The sequence below is a fragment of the Nocardia sp. NPDC056100 genome, assembly GCF_042266325.1.
In the GTDB taxonomy this organism is placed as follows: Bacteria; Actinomycetota; Actinomycetes; order Mycobacteriales; family Mycobacteriaceae; genus Nocardia.
The window spans coordinates 258,061-277,446 of the sequence record NZ_JBHJVY010000002.1 but is presented as its reverse complement, the minus strand read 5'-3'; the positions used below and the strand labels follow the sequence as shown (position 1 = coordinate 277,446).

The window sequence follows — 19,386 nt, the reverse complement described above, 5'->3', positions numbered from 1 at the left end:
TTCCTCCTCGTGCATTGCCTTGGTAGCTCTGCGATTTCAGTTGCTCAGGCGGGGTGGTGGCTCACCGAACCGCCGATCACGGCCGGTTCGGAGCCGACCAGGGTCCGCAGGAAGCCCTCCTGTGCGCGCCGCCCGCGCGCGGCGAAGTATTCGGCCGATCCGGGGATCATCCGGGTGGTCGCCGAGCGGGCGATATTGACCGGTAGTCGCATCAGCGGATACCAGGGCGTGGCGCGACCCGGCAGACCCAGGTGGCGCATGGCTCGGGCGCCCAGGAAGGTCGAGGCCAGCGAAAGATGCTGAGCGCGTGCGAGTTTGCGACGCTGGGGGGCCAGGCGCCGGTAGTGCCATGCGAGCGGATCGTCGGCGAGGGATCTGGCCAGCCGCGATGAGGTCTCATCGGGGTTGGTGATCGCTGCGAGCGTGAGTCGCAGGATGCGCACCGAATCCTGAAAGCTCTTGGGCAGCAGATCATCCTGCACACCCATCAGCCAGCCGACATAGCGGGTCAGATGCGCGGCGGCTTCCAGATCCGCACGGCGCGGCACGATTCCCATTGCCATGCCCACGAGTACGGGCACCATCAGCGAGCCGACCAGTGTCGCGGCCATGTCGGTCTGATTGATCGGTATCCCCCACTCCCGGGTCTCCCAGTCCGGCATGGCCGCGACGTGGCGGCGTACGAACGAGTGGATCAGCCGGACGTGGATCGTGGATCGGTAGCCGGGCCCGCGCTCGTGCATCCCGTTCTCCGATGTGACATCCAATGCCCACTGCAGCGTCTCGGCGAACCGTCGCGCGGGCCCGCGCTCGAGCGCACCGGTGCGGAGCAACGTCCGGTTGAATCCGGAGGCCAGGTAGCCGCCCAGGAACGCGACGTCGCGGGCCAGGTAGACCCCGTCCACTCCGCCGCTGCGGTAGACCCACGCGCCGCGTCGGAGCATGTCGTGATCGACCCACTCCGGCTCCTGTTCGATGCGGGCGAAGAACTCCCGCAACGGTTCCGGCGCCTCGGGCACCTGGTCGATGCCCAGCCGCACGGCCCGGTCGAACATGGGTCGAGTCCGCTCCAGGCCCACCTCGGCCATCCAGTCCAGCAATCGATCCATCGGCTCGTCACCGACCAGCAGATCCGCACCGAGAGTTGCCCATTCCTCGGCCGAAGGCGCGCACACGCCCAGCCGGGCGGAGATGAGGTCGAGCCCCGCGATCTTGCGGGGCGCGGCCGGGTGGCGCGCGGGGATTTCGGATATCGATGCGTTCATGGTCCGCCTTTTCGCGAGAGAGGAGAGTTGCAGTGAAATCTGCTGTTGGTCACCGCAATTCGATGCACTCAAGGCTCGCGTCGACTGGCGGCACGGGCGTCGGCTCGTGGCGACGGCATGCATCGAAGATACGAACTTTGTATCATTGGGTCAAGATCTGGAGAGACAAAGCACCCATACTTGTTACATCGATACTTCTCGGATACATTGGACCGCCGGAGGCGCATTCTCCGATCCGCCGCGCGGGATCAATCCGATCTGTCCCGATCGAGACGCGGAAATCTTTCCGGCACAAGCGATTGCCACACAGGAGCGACCGTGAGCAACAACCAATCGACAAAGCCGTCGATCGCGATCATCGGCAGTGGGTTCAGCGGAATCGGGCTGGCGATCCGCCTGAAACGAGCCGGTTTCTCCGATCTCACCGTCTACGAGAAAGCGGGCGATGTCGGTGGCGTCTGGCGCGACAATACCTACCCCGGCGCGGCCTGCGATGCTCCCTCGCACCTGTACTCATACTCGTTCGAACCGAATCCGGACTGGTCTCGCCGCTTCGCCGAACAACCCGAGATTCTGCGCTACCTACGGCACTGCGCGGCCAAATACGATGTGCTGCGCCATGTTCAGGTCAATACCGACATCACCGAGGTCGAGTTCGATTCCACCTCGCGACTGTGGCGATTGCGGACCGAGGACGGTCGGCACGCCACCGCCCAGGTGCTGATCTCGGCCTGTGGCCAATTGAGCACGCCCGCCTACCCCGACCTACCCGGCCTCGACAGCTTCACCGGCAAGATCTTCCATTCCGCGCAGTGGGACCACGACCACGATCTCACCGGTCGCGATGTCGCGGTCATCGGTAACGGCGCCAGCGCGATTCAGTTCGTACCGCATGTGGCCGAACAGGCTCGCTCATTGACGGTCTTCCAGCGTCAGGCGCACTGGATCAGCCCCAAACCCGATCACGTGTATCCCCGGCTGCGTAAGCGAGCGAACCGACGACTTCCGCTGTTGCAGCGGATGTCCCGGCTCGCGGTGTTCTGCTGGTTCGAGGGCGTGCTCAATCCGATGCTGATCTCACCGATGGGCCGTCGCATACTGTCCGCACCGGTTCGCGCGTGGTGTCGGTGGAATCTGCGCACGGTCAGCGATCCCGAGGCGCGTCGCGCGCTGCTGCCGTCCTACGAGGTGGGATGCAATCGGATCCTCACTTCCAACGACTACTACGCGACCCTCAATCGCCCGAATACCGGGCTGTGCGCCAGCCCCATCACCGATGTCCGCCCGCGCGCTCTGATCACCGAGGACGGTCGAATTCATCACGCGGACACCATCATCCTGGCCACCGGCTTCCGCTCGCACGACTTCGTCGCGCCGATGCGGGTCATCGGGCCGGGCGGGTTGTCGCTGCGGGAGGCCTGGAGCGACCGCCCCCACGCCTATCTCGGCCTGACCGTCCCCGGGTTCCCCAACTTCTTCCTGATGTACGGCCCCAATACCAATGTCGGTTCGGGGTCGATCGTGCATATGCTCGAGAGCCAGATGAACTACATCGTCAGCGCCGTGGAGCAGGCCGCGACCTCGCACTACCTCGACGTGCGCGCGGATCTGCTCGAACAGTTCGACCGGACGACCCAGGACCGCCTCGAGCGCACCGTGTGGAACACCGGCGGATGCAACAGCTGGTACATCGCCACAACGACGACCGGCCCGGCCAATACCAACAACTGGCCCGGTTCCATGCTCGGCTACCGCTTGCGCACACGTGCCCTGGATCCGGCGGATTACCGCACCACGACACCGCTCACCCTGGCCCCGGAGCCCACCGATCCGTCGGTTCCTACCCATTCCTGAGGTCACCGACGAGGCGATGCCGCCCTCCAGCCGATATCGACACGGATCCGCCGCATGCCGGGGCGGGTCCGTGTCGTGCGTCTCGGACGTATCGACCGATCCGCAGGAGCGGTGGCTTTGTGATCCAGCCCGACCACCAACAGCGGTTCGCCCTGTCGGCCCTCCAAGAACCCGATTCCGACCGTCGACTGACCCCGCCTTCATCCTACTTTGTACCGAATAGTCAAGTGGAACAACGGGTTCGAGTGCTCAGGATGAGCAGACACCCGAGTCCGGCGAGCCATCGGCGATCGACCCGACAACGAAAGGCCATCCATGCCAGTCCTCTCATCCGGCGATAAGGTCCCCCGCGTACACCCCGACGCGGTCGTGTCGACAAGCGCCACCCTCATCGGCGATGTCGTCGTGGAGGCGGACTGCTCCATCGGGCACGATGCCGTCCTTCGCGGTGATCTCGCCCCGGTGCTCGTGCGATCCGGGGCCACGATTCAGAATGGCGCGGTCCTGCACGCCCCGGCCGGCGCACCGGTCGAGATCGGCCGGGACGCCACGATCGCCAATCGCTGCTGTGTTCAGGGCGCGAGAATCGGCGCGCGAACCGTGGTGGCGGACGGGGCGATCATTCTCACCGACGCGATCGTCGGCGCGGACTGCGCGGTCGCCGCCGGGGCGGTCGTGCTGGGCGGAACCTGCGTCCCCGACCGGATGCTGATCACGGGCAGGCCCGCGACCGGCTGGTCACCGCGCACCACCGAGGTTGGGCCGAGTCGAGCCTACGACCGTATCGATGTGGCCGGGTGAGCGGCGTGCGTAGCGATTTCGAGCGTCAATGGATCGCGCTGAGCGTGGTCGCCGAAGTGGTCGAGCACTTCGACACCCATGCGACCCTGGGGCCGCTGATCCACGTCGATCCGCATTTCGGTCGAGTCACCTTCTTCCGAATTCCGGGCCGCATGATCCTGCATGTCGTCGGGGACGATCGTGCCGCCGACGAGTGTCGGCATCTGTTGTCGGACAGGGGACTTCGAGGCTGGCGACTGCATCCCGTACCGGACGGGGAGACCCCGCTGGTCAGCGTGTGCGAGGACATCCACCGGATCACCGGCGGCGATCGGGTGTACAACGTCCTGGCCGACGCGGGTTTCGCGACGATCGAGGAGCTCGCGGCGACTCCGATACAGGCGCTTCGAGAGCTACCGAACCGCGGCCCGGACACCACCGCTCACATCGAAGACATCTTGATCTGGTGGCATGCGAATTTCGCTCTCACTCAAGGGTTTCTGCCAGCGCCGGTGAAAGCGGCGTTGGCCGAGACGGCCGCCTCACTCGAGGGGTGCGGACTGCTGGCGGTGTGCGGATTCCCGGTGTCGGGCAAGTCCACGGCGGCGAAGTACATCGCCGATATCGCCGGAGCCACCGTGCTGACCCAGGCCGGGTTCGCACCCGAACTCGAACGTGTGGCGCTGGCGGCCCTCGGTGGCGCGGCGGGAGATCGCGATAGTGACCTCTATCGGCGGGTGGTGGCCCCGGCGCTCTACGAAGGGCTGGTGCGCACCGGCTTGCGGATAGCCCCGAAGCACCCGGTCGTACTCGACGCCTCGTTCCTTCCCGTCATACGGCACGTCACGACAAAGCATCTCGCACTCGCCGACTATCTGCGAGGTATGGCCGACGTGCCTGCCGCGACGCCGGTCGTCACGGTGTGGATGGATTCCTCACCTTCGGATATTCGGACGCGAATGACCAAGCGCGGCACCGAACGCGACGTGTCACGACTGGCAGGTTGGGACTACTTCCGAACGACGATGTTCAGCGACCATGATCGCGTAATCGCTTGCGCCGCATCCGATTTCATCATAATAAACTGAACCGCCGAAGGCTCATGGATTCACATCCCCGGCGGCGCGCACCCAGGTCATGTACCATTGCGTCGCAATTCGATTCATCGCTTCATCTCGATGAGCGGCCGACCGCGCTCATCACGATCCTCCGTTCGGACACCGGTGGCCATTTCCTGGCGGCGCGACCGGACCGGGCGGATCGATGAGGTTCCGTCTCGCCCCACGCACGGAACCACGTCACGGTGGTCCGGAGCACCCAACCCCCCGCTCCGGACCACCACCTCGTTTCACCCTCGCCCCGCTTTCGGGTATCACGGTTCGCTGTTGCAGGTCGTGTGCCGAGCGCGCTGGAAGGTTCACAGCAATCGAACTCGATAGCCATCGGGGCCCTTCCGATGCCGTTCACTACGGGAAATCGTAAGTCGCACAGAGGACTACCAACCCGTGACAACATCCAGATACGCGAATCACCGTGGGCTGTCGCGCTCGGCGGCGTTGCTGCTGTCGGTAATCGTGGCCGTGGCCGCGATAGTGCGCGTGCCCGGCTCGGCGGCGGCGGACACCGAATCGGCGCCGTTGTCCCCCAACGGCTCCCACCTCGATCGGATCGAGACCAGGGGACATGACGCGATCGACATGTACGTCCATTCCGCGGCCATGAACACCGATATCCGGTTGCAGGTGCTGCGCGCGGTGGATCCCACCCGGCCCGCGCCGACCCTCTATTTGCTCAATGGATCCGATGGGGGCGTCGGCGGCGGCTGGTACGACGAGACCGATGTCGTCCGCTTCTTCGCCGATAAGCAGGTCAATGTGGTGATTCCGATCGGCGGCGCGGGCAGCTATTTCACCGACTGGCGTTCGGAGGACCCCACTCTGGGCCGTCCGCGCTGGACCACGTTCCTCACCCGAGAGTTGCCTCCCATCGTCGATGCCACGCTGAACGGATCGGGTGTCAATGCCATCGCCGGAATCTCGATGGGCGGTACCGCGGTGTTCCAATTGGCCGAAGCCGCACCGGGTCTGTACCGGGCCATCGCCTCCTACAGCGGATGCGTGCCGACCAGCGATCCGGCGGGTCAGGCGTTCGTCGCCCTGGTGGTCGCACGCTTCGCGGGCAGCCCGACGAACATGTGGGGTCCGCCCGACGATCCCGAGTGGACCGCCAAGGATCCCGCACTGCACGTGGATCTACTGCGCGGCACCGAAATCTATGTATCGGTTGGCAGCGGGCTGCCCGGACCGCTGGACACCCCCACCGGAGTCCGCGGCGACACTCAACGCCTGACCTGGCAACTGCTGTTCGGCAGTCCACTAGAGGTCCTGGCCAACGATTGCACCCATCGCCTCCGAGATCGTTTGCACGACTTGGCGATTCCGGCGACATTCGACTTCCGCCCGACCGGTACCCACTCCTGGGGCTATTGGCAGCAGGACCTGCACAACTCCTGGCCTCGACTCGAGGCGGCCCTGTCCGGGTCGAACCGCGCGGGCCGGTAGCTCGCGCGGTTCGACCGCTCGGCCGATAGCGGTTCGGACATCAGATCCGCGCGGGCAACTGCGGCCCGAGCGCGGCGGGGATACCCGACATGGGCGGTCGGTCGGCGGCATCGAGTTCGGCGGCTGTGCGCAGCCAGGTGTCGCCATCGCGGGTCAGCTGCGGCAGGGGTACACCGGAATCTTGAATTCGCAAGCGGTGCAGCAGGGTTGCGATGATCTGGCGACTCATGACGGCTAATTCGTGGGTGGGCCGATTGCGATGGATGCGGGTGCCGAGGTCGACCTCGGTGATGGCACGCAGACCGTGTCGCTGCCAGCAGTCGATGAGGATGCCGATCTCCACCCCGTAGCCGGGCGCCATCGGAATGGTGGTGAGCAGGCTACGTGTGGCGGCGTATTCGCCGCTGAGCGGTTGGGCGAGTTCGGCCAGCGCGGGTGCCAAGGCAGCGAGCAGGGGTCGGGCCACCAATTGGGTGACGCGCCCGCCGCCGTCGAGATCGTAGGTCGCGCCGATCCGCAGCGGTCGACGGTAGCAGCCCTTGACCAGTCGCAGCCGGTGGTCGGTGAGTAGGGGTGCGAGTAGGGACGGCACGATCGTCGGGCTGGGCGACACCAGATCCGAATCGACGAACACGATCAGATCGCCGCTCGCGACCGCCAATGAGCGCCACAGCACTTCGCCTTTACCCGGCCGCGTCGGCAGATCGGGAACCGCCTGCTCCCGGGTATAGACGATCGCGCCGGCGGCCCGGGCGCGATCACGGGTTCGGTCGGTGGATCCGGAGTCGACGACCAGCAGTTCGTCGACGAGCCCGCCCACCAGCGGACGAATCGACGCGATCACCCCGGTGATGGTCTCCTGCTCGTTCAACGCGGGCAGCACCACCGAGACGCGCCGCCCGTTCTTGCGGGCGATGAGTTCGGGGATCGTCCAGGGCTGATCGAAGCGGACGAAGTCGGTGGGGGGCGGGGTCATCGAAGGCTCCTGTTGTCGAGGATGTCGGTGGTCATGTCTGCCCAGATGTCAGACCAGGGGCGGGTGGGACGCTCACAACGCCAGATCGTCACGTGGCGGTCGATGCCGGGGAACCCGAGCCGATCATCCACATGAACGAGCGCGGTGATGTCGGAAAAAGATTGGCGCAGAGTGGTTTCGGAGCCGTCGATCATGACGAACAGCGCGCTCGTGGTCGCGGGTGGCGGGGTGCCGAACAGCGCGAAACCACGGTTGGGGCTGTACACCGAGAAAGGTCCACCGGCCAGATTGTCCAAAGCGGCAGCCTGCCAATAGGTTTGCGCGATCACAATGGTGCCCTCGCGTCGATCGGCGGGTAGGTCCCGGTAGGCACCGGTGACGGCGGAGACCAGCCGATCCCACCCCGAGGTTCCGAAAAGTCGCATACGCAACGAGATTTCGGCCTGGGTGTCGGCGGGTTCGCGCAGGTGCGAAGCGGGTAGCGGGAGCAAGCCCACGATGAGGACGAAGACGGCGGCCGATACCGCCACAGCACAGGCCAACACACCGCGCGATGCCCGGGAACGCCATGGGCGCAGTGTCGTCAACGCGTACGTGGCGCCGGCTGCGAACAGCGCCGGCAGATAACTCGCGAAGTAGTAGGGGCGACCGTCGATCGCGACGATGAAGACGATATCGGCCCCCGCCGCGATGGCCACGAAGCGGTGGCGACGCCACTCGACGTCGACAATCAATGCCCGCAATCCATTGAGCAGCAAGGGTATTCCCAGCAGACCGGCAAGTAGTGCGAACTGAACCGGCAGCCCGGCGACGCCGCCGGTGGCGGCGCGTTGTTCACGGTCCACGACCGCTCCCATCGCCAGTTGCGGCCAGCCGTGCGAGTGCTGCCACCAGGCCATCGGTATTGCCGACACGCAGACCAGCGCCAGCCCCATCCAGAGTGCGCTGCGCCTGAGCAGATTTCGCGGACCTGCGGTCACCACGCCCACGGCGAGGGTTCCCAGAAGCACGGGGGCAAGGAGTTTCACCTGCACATCGAGGGCGACGATCAACGTCGCGGCGAATAGCAACCTGTCATCTCGCGTGCGAGTCCAGCGGATCAGCAGCCATATCGTTGTCGCCGAGAGCGTGGCGTCGAACGCGAAGGTCGACAATGTCGCGGTCTGGGTGATCAGAAAGGGGCACGTGGCGTAGGCCAGTGCCGCGAGGGTTTGCGCGGCCCGATCACCGCCGAACTCCCTGGCGATGGCCGCGGATACCGCGATCGCCGCGGCACCGGCGAGGATCGATGAAATACGCAGTACCACAAGAGATCCCGGGGCGACCGAGTGTGCGGCGTGTGCGAGCAAGGGAACCAGCGGCCCCTGGTCGACATACCCCGGCGACAGATGCCGACCGGCCGACAGAAAGTACAGCTCGTCGCCGAAATAGTCGTACCGCGCGCACCGGGCCAGCAGCAGGACGGTTGTCACGGCCATGATCGTGATCACCGGCCCGGTGGCGAAGCGGACCCCGTTCTCGCGGCTCATGCCCGGCTGCCCGCATCGCGTGGCATGAGCAGTGTCAGCATGCCGAGGGCGAACGCGATCGCGGCCATGATGGACATCAGCGTGCTCAGCGCCGCGATGTAGGTCTGGGCCATGGTGACCGCGGCGGCGTCGATACCGACGTCGGGAATGGTTGCCGGGCAGGTGGAACCGTCGACCATCGGTGTGGGGGAAGCGAATGCGGCATGGGCGCAGGTGTCGAACCGCCCCACCTCGGCCAAGGTCCGCTCGAGTGGTATTCCGCGCTCCATCAGCGCGCGCGCGAACGCCGACTCCCCCGCTGCGATGCCGTCGCCGTCGCTGATCCGAGCGAAGAACACGGTGCCCAGCGCGGCAGCACCGAACGCGCTGCCGAGCTGTTGGATGGTCGGCAGCAGGCCCGACGCCGAGCCGACCTCACTGTCGGTCACACGCGCGGTCATCAGCGCGGGCAGTGCCGCGGCGAACCAACCGATGCCTATGCCCGCCAGGCAGATCGGCGCGGCGAGAACACGGGCCTCGACACCTGCCGATGAGTGGTGCAGCAAGCTCGCGATCACCGCCGCCGACACCGCGAACACCAGGATGCCGACGGTGAGGGTCCGCGATCCCAGACGTGCAACCAGCAGCGGTGCGGTAGCCGCGGCCGGGATCGCCCCGAGCGCGAACGGTGTCATGAACGTGGCGGTCTGCCACGCGGACAGGCCGATCCCGGATTGCATGGTGGCCGAGACCGTGAACAGGAAGGCGGTGAAGACTCCGTAGAACACCAGCATCGCGATCGCGCCGACGGCGAAGGTGCGATCGGTGAAGATCGCACCGCGGAGCAGTCCGGTTCCTTCTGCCCGGTATTGCTGCCAACCGAATACGACCAGCACCAGGCAGCCCACGCCCAGCATAACCAGAATGGCTGCCGGCCACCCTCTTTCGCGACCGACCGTGACCGGATACAACACCAGCAGCAGCCCCACCGAGGCCAGAAGCACGCCGGGGATGTCCGCACGCGTGGAGGTGGGCGACGCACCGATGTGCAGCCCCCGATACGCCAGAATCAGGGCGAGCACGCCGACGGGTGCGTTGAGCAGGAAGATCGCATGCCATCCCAGTCCCAACGGGTCGGTGGCGACGATCGCGCCACCGACGAGCGGGCCCGCCAGTCCGGCGGATCCGGCGACCGCGCCGTAGATTCCGAATGCGAGCGCGCGCCGATCGGGGGCGAAGCTGGCATTGACGATGGCCACCGTCTGCGCCGCCATCCCGGCGGCCGCGATGCCCTGCACCATTCGTCCGCCGATCAGAGCCGTGCTCTGCTCACAGCAGCCACACCAGATCGACGCCATGATGAACCCGGCCATCGACGCCAGGAAAAGCGTTCTGCGACCATGGATATCGCCGAGTCGGGTAGCGGTCGGGAGTGCGCACGCGAAGGCGAGGCTGTAGCCGGTGACGACGAACAGTTGCGCGGAACCTGTCGCCGCCAGGTCGCGAGCGAGGGTGGGAAGCGCGGTGTTGACGACGGTCATGTCCAGCATCTGGAGAAAGACCGCGAGCAGGCACGCTGCGAAAGCGCCCCGGGCCGTGCGCAGCGGAACGGGGCGGACGGTGCCCACGTCCGCCGCGGTTCGGATGCTCATCGCCGAGTATCGATATCGACGCTGTAGTCGCCGTCCGTCGCCACCGTCGTCAGGATCGCGGTCAGTGTTTTGACATAGCGGTTGATCGAGGCATGCGCCTCGGGGGTGTCGGGGAACAGCAGACTCAGGGTGGTCACGTCGGAGAAACGATTGACCCAGACGTAGACCGCACCCGAGGCGGCCCGGTTGCCGTAGATACCGCCGTTGATGTGATCGAGAATCTCCGCGCCCGGGATCTTGCGGACATCGATATGCGAGAGCATGGTCGCGGCCCAGCCTGGTCGCGTGCGGATGGCCGGGTCGGTCGCGGCGAGTTCCAGGACACGATGCGGGGAGATATCGGTGAGTTCCTTGGCTTCGTCGACAACCCACTGGGCGGTGGACACCAGCGAGGTGAAGGTGTCGGTGGGCTCGAGTTGGAACGCGATCGGGATCAGGTTGGTGTACCAGCCGATGGATCCACTCTCACCGGATTCCTTGCGGGTGTTGACCGGGGTGAGCGCGAAATACCATTCGCGCCCGGCCAATTCGAGATCGGTCAATGCCAGCGCGACGAACAGTCCGCTCAGAAAGCGCCCACCGTTGTCGGTACACACCTGCTCGAACCGCAGTGCGGTCCGCTCGTCGAACAGCGGGACGGTGATCTGCGCGCCGTCGCGAAACCCGGATCCCTTGTCCTGGCCCAGATCCACCGGCATAGCGGGCATCTCACCGCCGTTCTGGCGAAGCAGTCGCACCCACGTGCGCGTAGGTGGCGACTCGGGGAGCAATATTGCGTTGAGCGCACGCTCACGGCAGCAGTAGTGCAGGTGGCTGCCGACGGGTGGGAGTTCGGCTCTGCTGCCGGCGGATTCGATGCCGTAGATCATGAGCAGTTCGGCGAAGGTCAACGCCTGACCCACACCATCGGTGTGCAGGTGGTCGATGGCGGCGAAGATGGTGAACGAGGTCCCGTGATCGATGACCCCGAAGCCGAAGCAGTCCCAGTGCAGGGCGTTGGGAACAAGCCGGTGTACATGTGCGCGGATCGCACTGCCGGAGTCGAACAGTCCGTAGTCGCGGGTGATCACCGAGATCGTGTCGGCGGGGACGGTTCGCCGCGCGATCGCCCCGCCGGGTTCGTGGGTGAACCAGCTGGCGAAGGTGTCGTGGCGACGCAGGAACCGAGTCACGGTGCGTTTGAGAGCCGGACGGTCCGGGTGTCCCGGTAATTCGACCGCGATCATGCACAACCGTGAGGCATGCACGCCCGCATCGACATTGCGCAGGGTGGCTCGCAAATACTGCTCCTGCTGATAGGACGGCGGCGTGGGATGCGGTGGTGCGGCGAGCATGGCGGCGTGGGACTCCGGGGCGATTGTCCAGCCGGTAATGCGGCCGGGCGCGGGAGTCCAATCGTCGATGAAGCCGAAGTCGAGCACGGACCCCTCGATTCCTCACGGGATTTCTCCGAGAACTGTTGTCGCAGCGCAGTTAACGACACCGTGCGAGATCAGAGCGCGGGGAACCCGAATCTTGTGAGGACTTCCAACCATCCGCGCGCCCCGACTCCCGCGACGATCCGGGATTTCCAGAGATGTTGCTGGCCAGTCGAGTTCGCACCTACCGTCTCCGCTCACAACCAACCACGAGTGCGGGAGTCGCGATGAGGCATGTATCCGGGTGGCCGCTGCGCCGATGCCGAATCCGGTCGCGACGATTGCTCACCACGATGACCCTGGCATTGGTTCTACCGAGCTCGGTGATCGGCACCGCGGCACCGGCTCCGACACCAATCGCGGTATCGGAGGTGAGGGTGAACGCGCGTGGCGCGGCCGACGGATCGCACCTGGTCTCCGCCGCCGACGGAGCCGGGCGCATGCTCGATCTCGATGTGTACTCGGCGGCCATGGACAGCGTCATCACGGTGAAAGTGCTTCGCGCACCGGATGGTTCGATCCCCACCCCGGTTCTGTACCTGCTCAACGGCGCCAATGGCGGGCTCGATGCGAGCAGTTGGTTCGACCAAACCGATATCGCGGACTTCTTCGCCGATACACAGATCAGCCTCGTGATTCCGATGGGCGGGCGCGCCAGTTATTTCACCGACTGGCGTACCGACGACCCGGTACTCGGACGACAACGGTGGGCGACATTCCTGACCAGCGAACTGCCGGTGATCATCGATTCGGCCATTCGAGGAAACGGCTCGAATGCCATCGGCGGAATTTCCATGGCCGCCACATCGGTCTTCCAATTGGCGTTGGCCGCACCGGGACTGTATCGGGCGATCGGCTCCTACAGCGGCTGTGCCCGCACAAGCGACCCCGTCGGCCACGCTTTCGTGAGTGCGGTGGTGGCCCGCTGGGCAGGAAACGCGGTCAACATGTGGGGCCCGCCCGGCGACCCCGAATGGAACGCCACCGACCCCTACCTGCACGCGGATCAGTTGCGCGGCACCGCGATCTACGTCTCGGCCGGTACCGGCGTACCGGGCGCGCTCGACACGCTCGACGGTCCGGGCATCGCGGGCGATACCGCCAAACTGCAAGCACAGCTGACCACCGGCGTCGTCATCGAGGCGCTGTCCGCACGGTGCGCGGTGGCCCTGCGCGACCGTCTGGCAGCTCTCCGAATACCCGCCACCTTCAATCTGCGCCCGGTCGGAACTCACTCCTGGGGGTACTGGCAACAGGATCTTCATGATTCGTGGCCGCTGTTCGAACACGCACTGCACTGACCCGTGCGGATCGTCCGCCGGAAATCCACCACGCCGTCGTCTGCGTGTTTCGGGTCACCGGCGCCGGGCATTCACCCAATGCCCGCCAGGGTGTGGTTGACCAATCGAAAGGCCCGTCATGACAAAGGATTTCGACTCTCGACCTGGCGGCATCGCGACCGAGGATTCCGCTCGCGCGCAGTTGCTCGCGTTGATCGCCGAACTCGCGGCGGCAGGGGTCCGCCCCACCGAGCATTCATTCGGCGCGAGCGCGGATCGGCGAGCCTCGATCCGTGTGGTCGGCTGGGGTGTGGGTGGCTGCCGGGGGCGCTGGCACGGCTGTGAGCCGGGATGCGAGCTGGTGGTGACGACCAACGCGAAACTCGCGCTGATGTGCGAGCAGCCGGACCGCGTGCGCTTCTCGCGCGCCCGGCCGCGATATGTTGCCCCTTCGGATCTACCGAATCTGCGACAGGTGCTGGCGGCTGCACGAGTACTGCTGCTGCCGCGCCCACTCGCTGCCTGACACGCTCGCCGCTGAACGGCGAAAGCGGTCATCCCAACGCGTTCGCCTGGTTCATTGCCGCGGGAAGGCTGTCACACATGGCGAACAGCACGTCCGCGCCGGTGATCTCGAGCGGACGCGATACCGGGTACGAGCCGACGATGCGCAGCGATTCCGGGCTGTGCTGGGCCGCGGCGGCCAGCACGGTGATCCCGGCCGACCCCAGAAAGCTGACCCCGGTCATATCGATCACCACGGTGCGCGGGCTTGTATGCAAGGCGTCGCGCAGCACACGGTCCAGCAAAGGCGCTGATGTCACGTCGACTTCCCCGGTCACGGTCACGACCGGGGTTGTGGTGTCGGTGTCGAGCTGCACCTGTAGGAGCTGAGTCTTGTCGGGATCGTTCATCCGCGAGTTCCCTGTCACGTTGCCCGATTTACACCATTACGTGAACGGGTTTACCACTTCGTCGGAGGTTTCGATAATGACCGTTCCGCTGACCATTCAGTCAATCCGACCGACCAGTCGCTGACGTTCGACCAGCTCACGAATGGTGACCGGGTGGAACTCGCCCTGTGTCCTACTTGTCGGGCCACGTGCCGGTCAGTCGCTGGTAGCCCGCCGCTCCGGCGCGGTCGATGGAGGCTTTCACCAGACCGAAGATCGCGCCCTGCAGTGCCGCCGCGACGAGGACTTCCTGCCAGCTGTAGTTCCGCGCGGTCGCGCTCGGGGCCTGGTCTTCGCCGCTGGCCCGGCGCCAGATCTGGGTGAACACCGCGTTCGCTGCGATACCACCGAGCACCCCGACCAGCATGCCGATGGGTTTGTACAGAGTATTCACGCACGCCTCCGCTTCGAGATCCACCAGAACACGGCGACACCGGAAAGTGCTGCGGCCGTGAGGGGAATCGGGTTCCGGCGCGCGATGTCGGTGGCTTGCAGGACCCGAGCGAGCACCGGTTCGGGTGTTCTGGCCACTGCCGTGTCCGCGGCCAGGGCCGCCTGTTCGCGCACCTGTGCAGCGGCCGCGCGGGCGTGCTCGCCGACCTCGGTTGCGCGCTCACGCGCCGCCTGTGCGGTCTCGTGCGCCTTGTCCTGCGCGCGGGCGCGCACGTCGGCTTTGTCGCTCAGTTCTGAGACCGTTTGAGCGAGTTCCGCTCTGGCTTGGTCGCGATCCTGGCGGACACTGTCGAGTTCGTCCGCACCATGTGATTCTGCTGGGTCGCTCATCGCCGCCCTCGTTCCTTGATGGTTTCCACATCGTCGCGGACGCCCGCGAGTGTGTCGGTCGGGACCGGGGGCGCGGCCTGGCCGACGGTCTTCTTGCCCGCCAATGCCAGCACCCCGCCGAGTACGAGCAGCACGGCCGCGATGATCAAGGCCGCCGCCCAATCGGGCACCGCGCGCGATAGCCCCAGTACCGCAGCGGCGACCAGGGTCGCGCCGCCGTAGAACGCCAGGAGCGCACCGGCTCCCGCGATGCCCGCGCCTTTGGCTATACCGCCGGCTTTGGCTTGCGTTTCGAGCACGGCCAGTCGCATTTCGTCCCGAACCAAGCGGGTCAATTGGGTGCTGGCGTTCTCGACAAGTTCTGCGACGGAACGTTTTTCCTCGGCCAGGGATACCGAGGGAATCTGGTTCCTCGTTCCTGCTGCATCGGTCATGATCGTCACCTCCTGTTATGTGGCACTTACCCGGCGATCTCGATGTGAAACGATGTCGCGGGGTGCCGTCAGTGGTGTTCCGGAATGCCCTCGCTGCCGGTGAAACTCGCTTCGCCCGAGTCGACGAGGCCGAGGGTCGACAGCGGGCGCGGAGTGACCACGTTGGTGAGATAGGACAGGGTGATCGCCCAACGGTTGACGCCTCGGGACACCGCGAAGGTGTGGTAGGCCCGGGTGATCGCCTTTGCCGGGAATCCCGACAGATGCACGCCCAGTGGGTTGGCGACCGCGAAGCGCGGCCCGAGGTCTACGACCAGACCCATATCGCGATGCTTGTACGATTTCGCCACTCCCACACCCACACTGGCCGCGACATTGCGCGCCAGAGCCTTGCCCTGGCGGGTGGCGTGCTGTGCGGTGGGCGGGGTGATCTTGCCCGGGTTGGTGACATCGGGAACCGCCGCCGCGTCACCACCGGCGAAGACATCGGGATGAGAGGGAACGCGCAGGGAGGTGTCCACGACCAGCCGTCCGCGTTCCATCGGCAGATCCAATCCCGTGAGCAGCGGCGCGCCGGTCACCCCGGTAACCCAGGCGACCGTGCGCGTGGGAACGACTGTGTCGTCGGTCAGTACGACCTGATCCTCGGTCAATTCTCGCAGTGAGGTCTGTAAGCGGATATCGATACCGCGATCGCGCAGGACACTCAATGCGTTGTCCCCCAACCTATTACCGACCTCGGGCATCACACGGTCGGCGGTATCCAGGAGCAGGAAACGGATCTCGGTGGGGTCGAAACCGCGGCGACGCGCATACGCGTCGGCCAGCGCGCGCAACTGCGCGATCAGTTCGGTTCCGGCGTAGGAGGCCCCGACCACCACCACCGTGCGTAGGGCTTGGCGGACGGCGGGATCGGATTCGTGGTCGGCCAATTCGAGCTGGCGCAGGAAATGCTCACGCAGATACACCGCCTCGGCGATGGTCTTGAGACCGCGAGCGTGCTCGGACAAACCGGGGACGTCGAACAGCCGGGTGACCGAACCCGGGGTGAGAACCAATCTGTCCCATGACAATTCGGTCCGCGTATCACCCTCGCCGGTGATCGTGACGGTCTTGCCATCCAGGTCCACCGCATCGACCTTCCCGATCACCAGCTTGACCCGGGGCAGGGTGTCGGTGAGGGAGATGGCGACGAACCGGGGATCGATCAGACCGCCCGCCACATCGGGCAGCAACGGTGTGTAGAGGTGGTAGTCGGTCGGGGAAACGAGCACGACCTCCACATCCTCATCCGATCTGCTCAGGATGCGACAGAGCTTCCTCGCGCAGGTGAAACCTGCGAATCCACTGCCGACTATCACCACGCGCCGCAGACCCGCGCTCTTGTCAACCGTCACCGGAGGCACTCCGTTCGTCTCGACTCCCTACGCCTTTCCCGCCGCATCGGATATGAAACCGCGCAGGGCGCAGGGGACCGGGCCGACTATGCGTTGGAGCTCATCTGGTCTATAGGCAGCCGGTGGCATCGCTGACACCGTCCGCCTCATGGATGGGAAGCGATTCAGGACCTACCGGTTCTGATGCGCGCGCTGACGCTGTTCGTCCAATTCCGCCGCGGCACGCTCCTTCCCGGCCTCGGCTTCCTTCTTTGCCGCGTCACGCTGCGATTCGGCTTTGTCCTGCTGAGCGCGTCCTTCCTGGCGCAGGTCATCGTTGCCGAAAACCGCTCCCGCCGCCTCCTTGGCCGTACCCTTCGCGCCTTCGACGGCCCCTTCGAGCCCTTCACGCACGCCGCTCTTGTCATGCTCGGACATGAGATTTGCCTCCACAATCGATTCAATACGGACACCAGCGACCTACCCTGGCATTCCGCCTCGAAACACCCTTCCTGTCAGTCTGTTTCACGTCGTCCGAGCGAGTTGCGAGCGAGAGTCGAACCTCAGAGAAGGACGGATCTCATTGCGGCCCAACTGATGTGCGCGAGCCGCAGAATAGGGCACGCGCCGCGCCAGGGTGGGAGCTCAACCCGGTGAGCAAGGCGGCGGAGGTGACCGCCGCGCTCAGCTCATCGAAGTCACCGGCGGAAGGGAAGGTTCGGACTCGCCTGAACCACATGGGAAGGCCGTCCCGACGGAGTCGAGCGGACGACAGTGAGATTGCTGCGGATGTCACCTATTCGCGCGCGTTCAGCCGGAAAACGAGGTCCGGCCCGAACGGGCCGAAGCGGAACCCATGTCAGGCATCAACTCGCGAGGTAGTACTGCGCCCATTCTTCGAAGGCAGTGAGTGAGATGCCGAGGGCACTGGCGTACGCCGGGCGGCCTGGTTGGCCGGCCGTATTGAGCCATTCGAGCGCGGCGGCGAAGGGCGGCATTCCCGCAGCCAACGCTTGCTGTTCGGTCATGTCGGGTGCGGCGAGGTCTGTCCGCAAGGCGCGGGAGAGGATCTGGGCGATCTCCGTCATCGACAGGTAGTCGCTCGCCAATTCCAGCTCGACTCTGTGGAATCGCTTCGGCGCGGTGATGGCTGCGGCGGCCGCGCGGCCGATGTCGTCCACCGCGACCAGGGACAGCCGGGTCTCGGGGTTGATGACGCTCACCAGACCGCCCTCGATGCCGCGCGGGAACATGTACGCCGCGGACGGCAGGAAGTTCTCCATGAACGTGCCCGGCTTGAGCAGCGTCCAATGAGGAAAGCCCGCCTCGCGAACCCGGTCCTGGATCGTGCTCTTCGCATTCAGAGAAGGTTCCATCGACGCCCAGCGCCCGTCGGCCCAGCCGGGAGTTTCGGTGTGCTGACCGGCGCCGGTCACCGAGGTGTGCACGAATTGCGGCACACCGGCGGCCTTCGCGCCCTCGATGAGGTTCACGCCCTGCGTCACCTCCCCGTCGAAATCGAAGCCGCCCGCGGTGATTCCGGGCATCTGCACGGAGAACACTGCCCGGGCACCTTCCGCAGCCCGAATCGCCGAATCGCGGTCGTGTAGGTCGCCGGTGACCAGTTCGGCACCGATCGCCTCGATGGCCTTGGCCCGGTCGGTGGCCGGGTCGCGCACCAGGGCGCGGACTCGAACTCCGGCCCCGAGCAGGGCGCGCGCGGTGGCACCACCCTGCTTGCCGGTGGCGCCCGTGACCAGGACGGGCGAAGTATCTGTGGACATTTGCGCTCCTCGACTACTCAACCATCTAAACGGCGGGGCCCGCCGTTTAGCACTCACGTACGATATGGCGGGGCCCGCCGTTTTCGCAATACAGGAGGTGACACCGTGTCCGAACAGCAGCGTGCGGATGCTCGCCGCAACTACGCCCGCGTCCTCGCCGTCGCCGAACAAGAGGTCGCCACCCACGGCGCCGGTGCCTCCTTGGAGCAGATCGCCCGCATCGCGAAGGTTGGCTCGGCGACCGTGCGCCGCCACTTCCCCACGCGCCACGCGTTGCTGGAGGCGGTCTCCCGGAAACGGATCGAGGTGCTGTGCGACCGCGCCCACAACCTGACAGGTACGGGCGATAGTCGAACCGCCCTGCTGGACTGGCTGACCGATGTCGTCACCTACTGCGTTCACGCTCGGGGCCTGGCTGTCGCGCTGGCCTACGACGCCGCCGGATCCGACCCGGTAGACGGCAACTCGTGCTCGGCCGCGCTGGAAGAGGCAGGAAACCCCTTGCTGCGCAGCGCAATCGAGGATGGGGCAGTAGCGCAAGGTGTCGCTGTCGCAGACCTGATCGCGGTGATCGTCGGTATCGCCCTGGCCACCGAGCACCATCCCGACCCTGTCACCCGCGCGAAACAGCTGTTCGAACTGTCCGTGGCCGGTGTGAGCCCGCACAGCCAGCCCGCCGCGCAGTGACCAGCATGCCGCCCACACCTGTGGGACGGCTTCTGATTTCGGCGGTCGTCGCCACATGCACCGAGCCGAACAATC

19 protein-coding genes are annotated in these 19,386 nt (G+C 65.8%); 7 read left to right on the top strand and 12 right to left on the bottom strand.

The window, feature by feature from the left end; genetic code table 11:
• Window positions 1-44: 44 nt before the first annotated feature.
• Complete coding sequence (locus tag ACFC0O_RS12930) at window positions 45-1,265, bottom strand: oxygenase MpaB family protein (RefSeq protein ID WP_375956898.1); 1,221 nt, start codon at window positions 1,263-1,265, stop codon at window positions 45-47.
• Between the two features lie 318 nt (window positions 1,266-1,583).
• On the opposite strand from ACFC0O_RS12930, the gene ACFC0O_RS12925 reads away from it, so the two are divergent.
• From ACFC0O_RS12925 to ACFC0O_RS12910, 4 genes are all read left to right on the top strand, one after another.
• A complete protein-coding gene (locus ACFC0O_RS12925) occupies window positions 1,584-3,119 on the top strand; it encodes a flavin-containing monooxygenase (protein WP_375956896.1) in 1,536 nt (511 codons plus the stop codon).
• Between the two features lie 315 nt (window positions 3,120-3,434).
• Complete coding sequence (locus tag ACFC0O_RS12920) at window positions 3,435-3,920, top strand: gamma carbonic anhydrase family protein (RefSeq protein ID WP_375956893.1); 486 nt, start codon at window positions 3,435-3,437, stop codon at window positions 3,918-3,920.
• Window positions 3,921-3,925: 5 nt separating this feature from the next.
• Complete coding sequence (locus tag ACFC0O_RS12915) at window positions 3,926-4,987, top strand: hypothetical protein (RefSeq protein ID WP_375956890.1); 1,062 nt, start codon at window positions 3,926-3,928, stop codon at window positions 4,985-4,987.
• A 417-nt stretch (window positions 4,988-5,404) separates the two neighbouring features.
• A complete protein-coding gene (locus ACFC0O_RS12910; protein WP_375956887.1) occupies window positions 5,405-6,460 on the top strand; it encodes an alpha/beta hydrolase in 1,056 nt (351 codons plus the stop codon).
• A gap of 40 nt (window positions 6,461-6,500) precedes the next feature.
• Here ACFC0O_RS12910 and ACFC0O_RS12905 read toward each other — a convergent pair whose 3' ends face one another.
• Genes ACFC0O_RS12905 through ACFC0O_RS12890 form a run of 4 tightly spaced genes read right to left on the bottom strand, consistent with a single transcriptional unit; the run spans window position 6,501 to window position 12,017 of the window.
• On the bottom strand, window positions 6,501-7,436 hold the full coding sequence (locus tag ACFC0O_RS12905) for a glucosyl-3-phosphoglycerate synthase (RefSeq protein WP_375956884.1): 936 nt from the start codon (window positions 7,434-7,436) through the stop codon (window positions 6,501-6,503).
• Window positions 7,433-8,965, bottom strand: a complete 1,533-nt coding sequence (locus ACFC0O_RS12900; protein WP_375956882.1) for an ArnT family glycosyltransferase — start codon at window positions 8,963-8,965, stop codon at window positions 7,433-7,435. Before ACFC0O_RS12900 ends, ACFC0O_RS12905 begins: the two co-directional genes overlap by 4 nt.
• Window positions 8,962-10,596 carry an MFS transporter gene (locus ACFC0O_RS12895; RefSeq protein WP_375956880.1) on the bottom strand — a complete coding sequence of 545 codons (1,635 nt, stop codon included), beginning with the start codon at window positions 10,594-10,596 and terminating at the stop codon, window positions 8,962-8,964. Before ACFC0O_RS12895 ends, ACFC0O_RS12900 begins: the two co-directional genes overlap by 4 nt.
• Window positions 10,593-12,017, bottom strand: a complete 1,425-nt coding sequence (locus tag ACFC0O_RS12890) for a condensation domain-containing protein (RefSeq protein ID WP_375956878.1) — start codon at window positions 12,015-12,017, stop codon at window positions 10,593-10,595. Before ACFC0O_RS12890 ends, ACFC0O_RS12895 begins: the two co-directional genes overlap by 4 nt.
• A gap of 290 nt (window positions 12,018-12,307) precedes the next feature.
• Here ACFC0O_RS12890 and ACFC0O_RS12885 point away from each other — a divergent pair, with 290 nt between their 5' ends.
• Together ACFC0O_RS12885 and ACFC0O_RS12880 are read left to right on the top strand one after the other, a co-directional pair.
• Entirely contained in the window at window positions 12,308-13,315 is a 1,008-nt protein-coding gene (locus tag ACFC0O_RS12885) for an alpha/beta hydrolase (protein ID WP_375956875.1), read from the top strand.
• Between the two features lie 118 nt (window positions 13,316-13,433).
• Window positions 13,434-13,820 (top strand): hypothetical protein, encoded by a 387-nt coding sequence (locus ACFC0O_RS12880; RefSeq protein ID WP_375956872.1) that lies wholly within the window; start codon window positions 13,434-13,436, stop codon window positions 13,818-13,820.
• A 28-nt stretch (window positions 13,821-13,848) separates the two neighbouring features.
• Here ACFC0O_RS12880 and ACFC0O_RS12875 read toward each other — a convergent pair whose 3' ends face one another.
• The 7 genes from ACFC0O_RS12875 to ACFC0O_RS12845 all read right to left on the bottom strand — a co-directional run bounded on the left by ACFC0O_RS12875 (window position 13,849) and on the right by ACFC0O_RS12845 (window position 18,624).
• On the bottom strand, window positions 13,849-14,208 hold the full coding sequence (locus ACFC0O_RS12875) for an STAS domain-containing protein (protein WP_375956869.1): 360 nt from the start codon (window positions 14,206-14,208) through the stop codon (window positions 13,849-13,851).
• A 172-nt stretch (window positions 14,209-14,380) separates the two neighbouring features.
• Window positions 14,381-14,641, bottom strand: a complete 261-nt coding sequence (locus tag ACFC0O_RS12870; RefSeq protein ID WP_375956867.1) for a DUF4235 domain-containing protein — start codon at window positions 14,639-14,641, stop codon at window positions 14,381-14,383.
• Window positions 14,638-15,030: a DUF3618 domain-containing protein gene (locus ACFC0O_RS12865; protein ID WP_375956865.1), complete on the bottom strand. Its 393-nt coding sequence runs from the start codon at window positions 15,028-15,030 to the stop codon at window positions 14,638-14,640. Before ACFC0O_RS12865 ends, ACFC0O_RS12870 begins: the two co-directional genes overlap by 4 nt.
• The gene (locus ACFC0O_RS12860; RefSeq protein WP_375956862.1) at window positions 15,027-15,464 is read right to left on the bottom strand and encodes a phage holin family protein; all 438 of its coding nucleotides are present in this window, start codon (window positions 15,462-15,464) and stop codon (window positions 15,027-15,029) included. Before ACFC0O_RS12860 ends, ACFC0O_RS12865 begins: the two co-directional genes overlap by 4 nt.
• Before the next feature lie 68 nt (window positions 15,465-15,532).
• Window positions 15,533-16,837, bottom strand: coding sequence for an NAD(P)/FAD-dependent oxidoreductase (locus tag ACFC0O_RS12855; protein WP_375960700.1), 1,305 nt, complete (start codon window positions 16,835-16,837; stop codon window positions 15,533-15,535).
• Between the two features lie 195 nt (window positions 16,838-17,032).
• Window positions 17,033-17,278 carry a CsbD family protein gene (locus ACFC0O_RS12850; protein ID WP_375956859.1) on the bottom strand — a complete coding sequence of 82 codons (246 nt, stop codon included), beginning with the start codon at window positions 17,276-17,278 and terminating at the stop codon, window positions 17,033-17,035.
• Window positions 17,279-17,706: 428 nt separating this feature from the next.
• A complete protein-coding gene (locus tag ACFC0O_RS12845) occupies window positions 17,707-18,624 on the bottom strand; it encodes an NmrA/HSCARG family protein (RefSeq protein WP_375956857.1) in 918 nt (305 codons plus the stop codon).
• 105 nt (window positions 18,625-18,729) lie between these two features.
• On the opposite strand from ACFC0O_RS12845, the gene ACFC0O_RS12840 reads away from it, so the two are divergent.
• Window positions 18,730-19,311, top strand: a complete 582-nt coding sequence (locus ACFC0O_RS12840) for a TetR/AcrR family transcriptional regulator (RefSeq protein WP_375956855.1) — start codon at window positions 18,730-18,732, stop codon at window positions 19,309-19,311.
• Window positions 19,312-19,386: the final 75 nt, after the last annotated feature.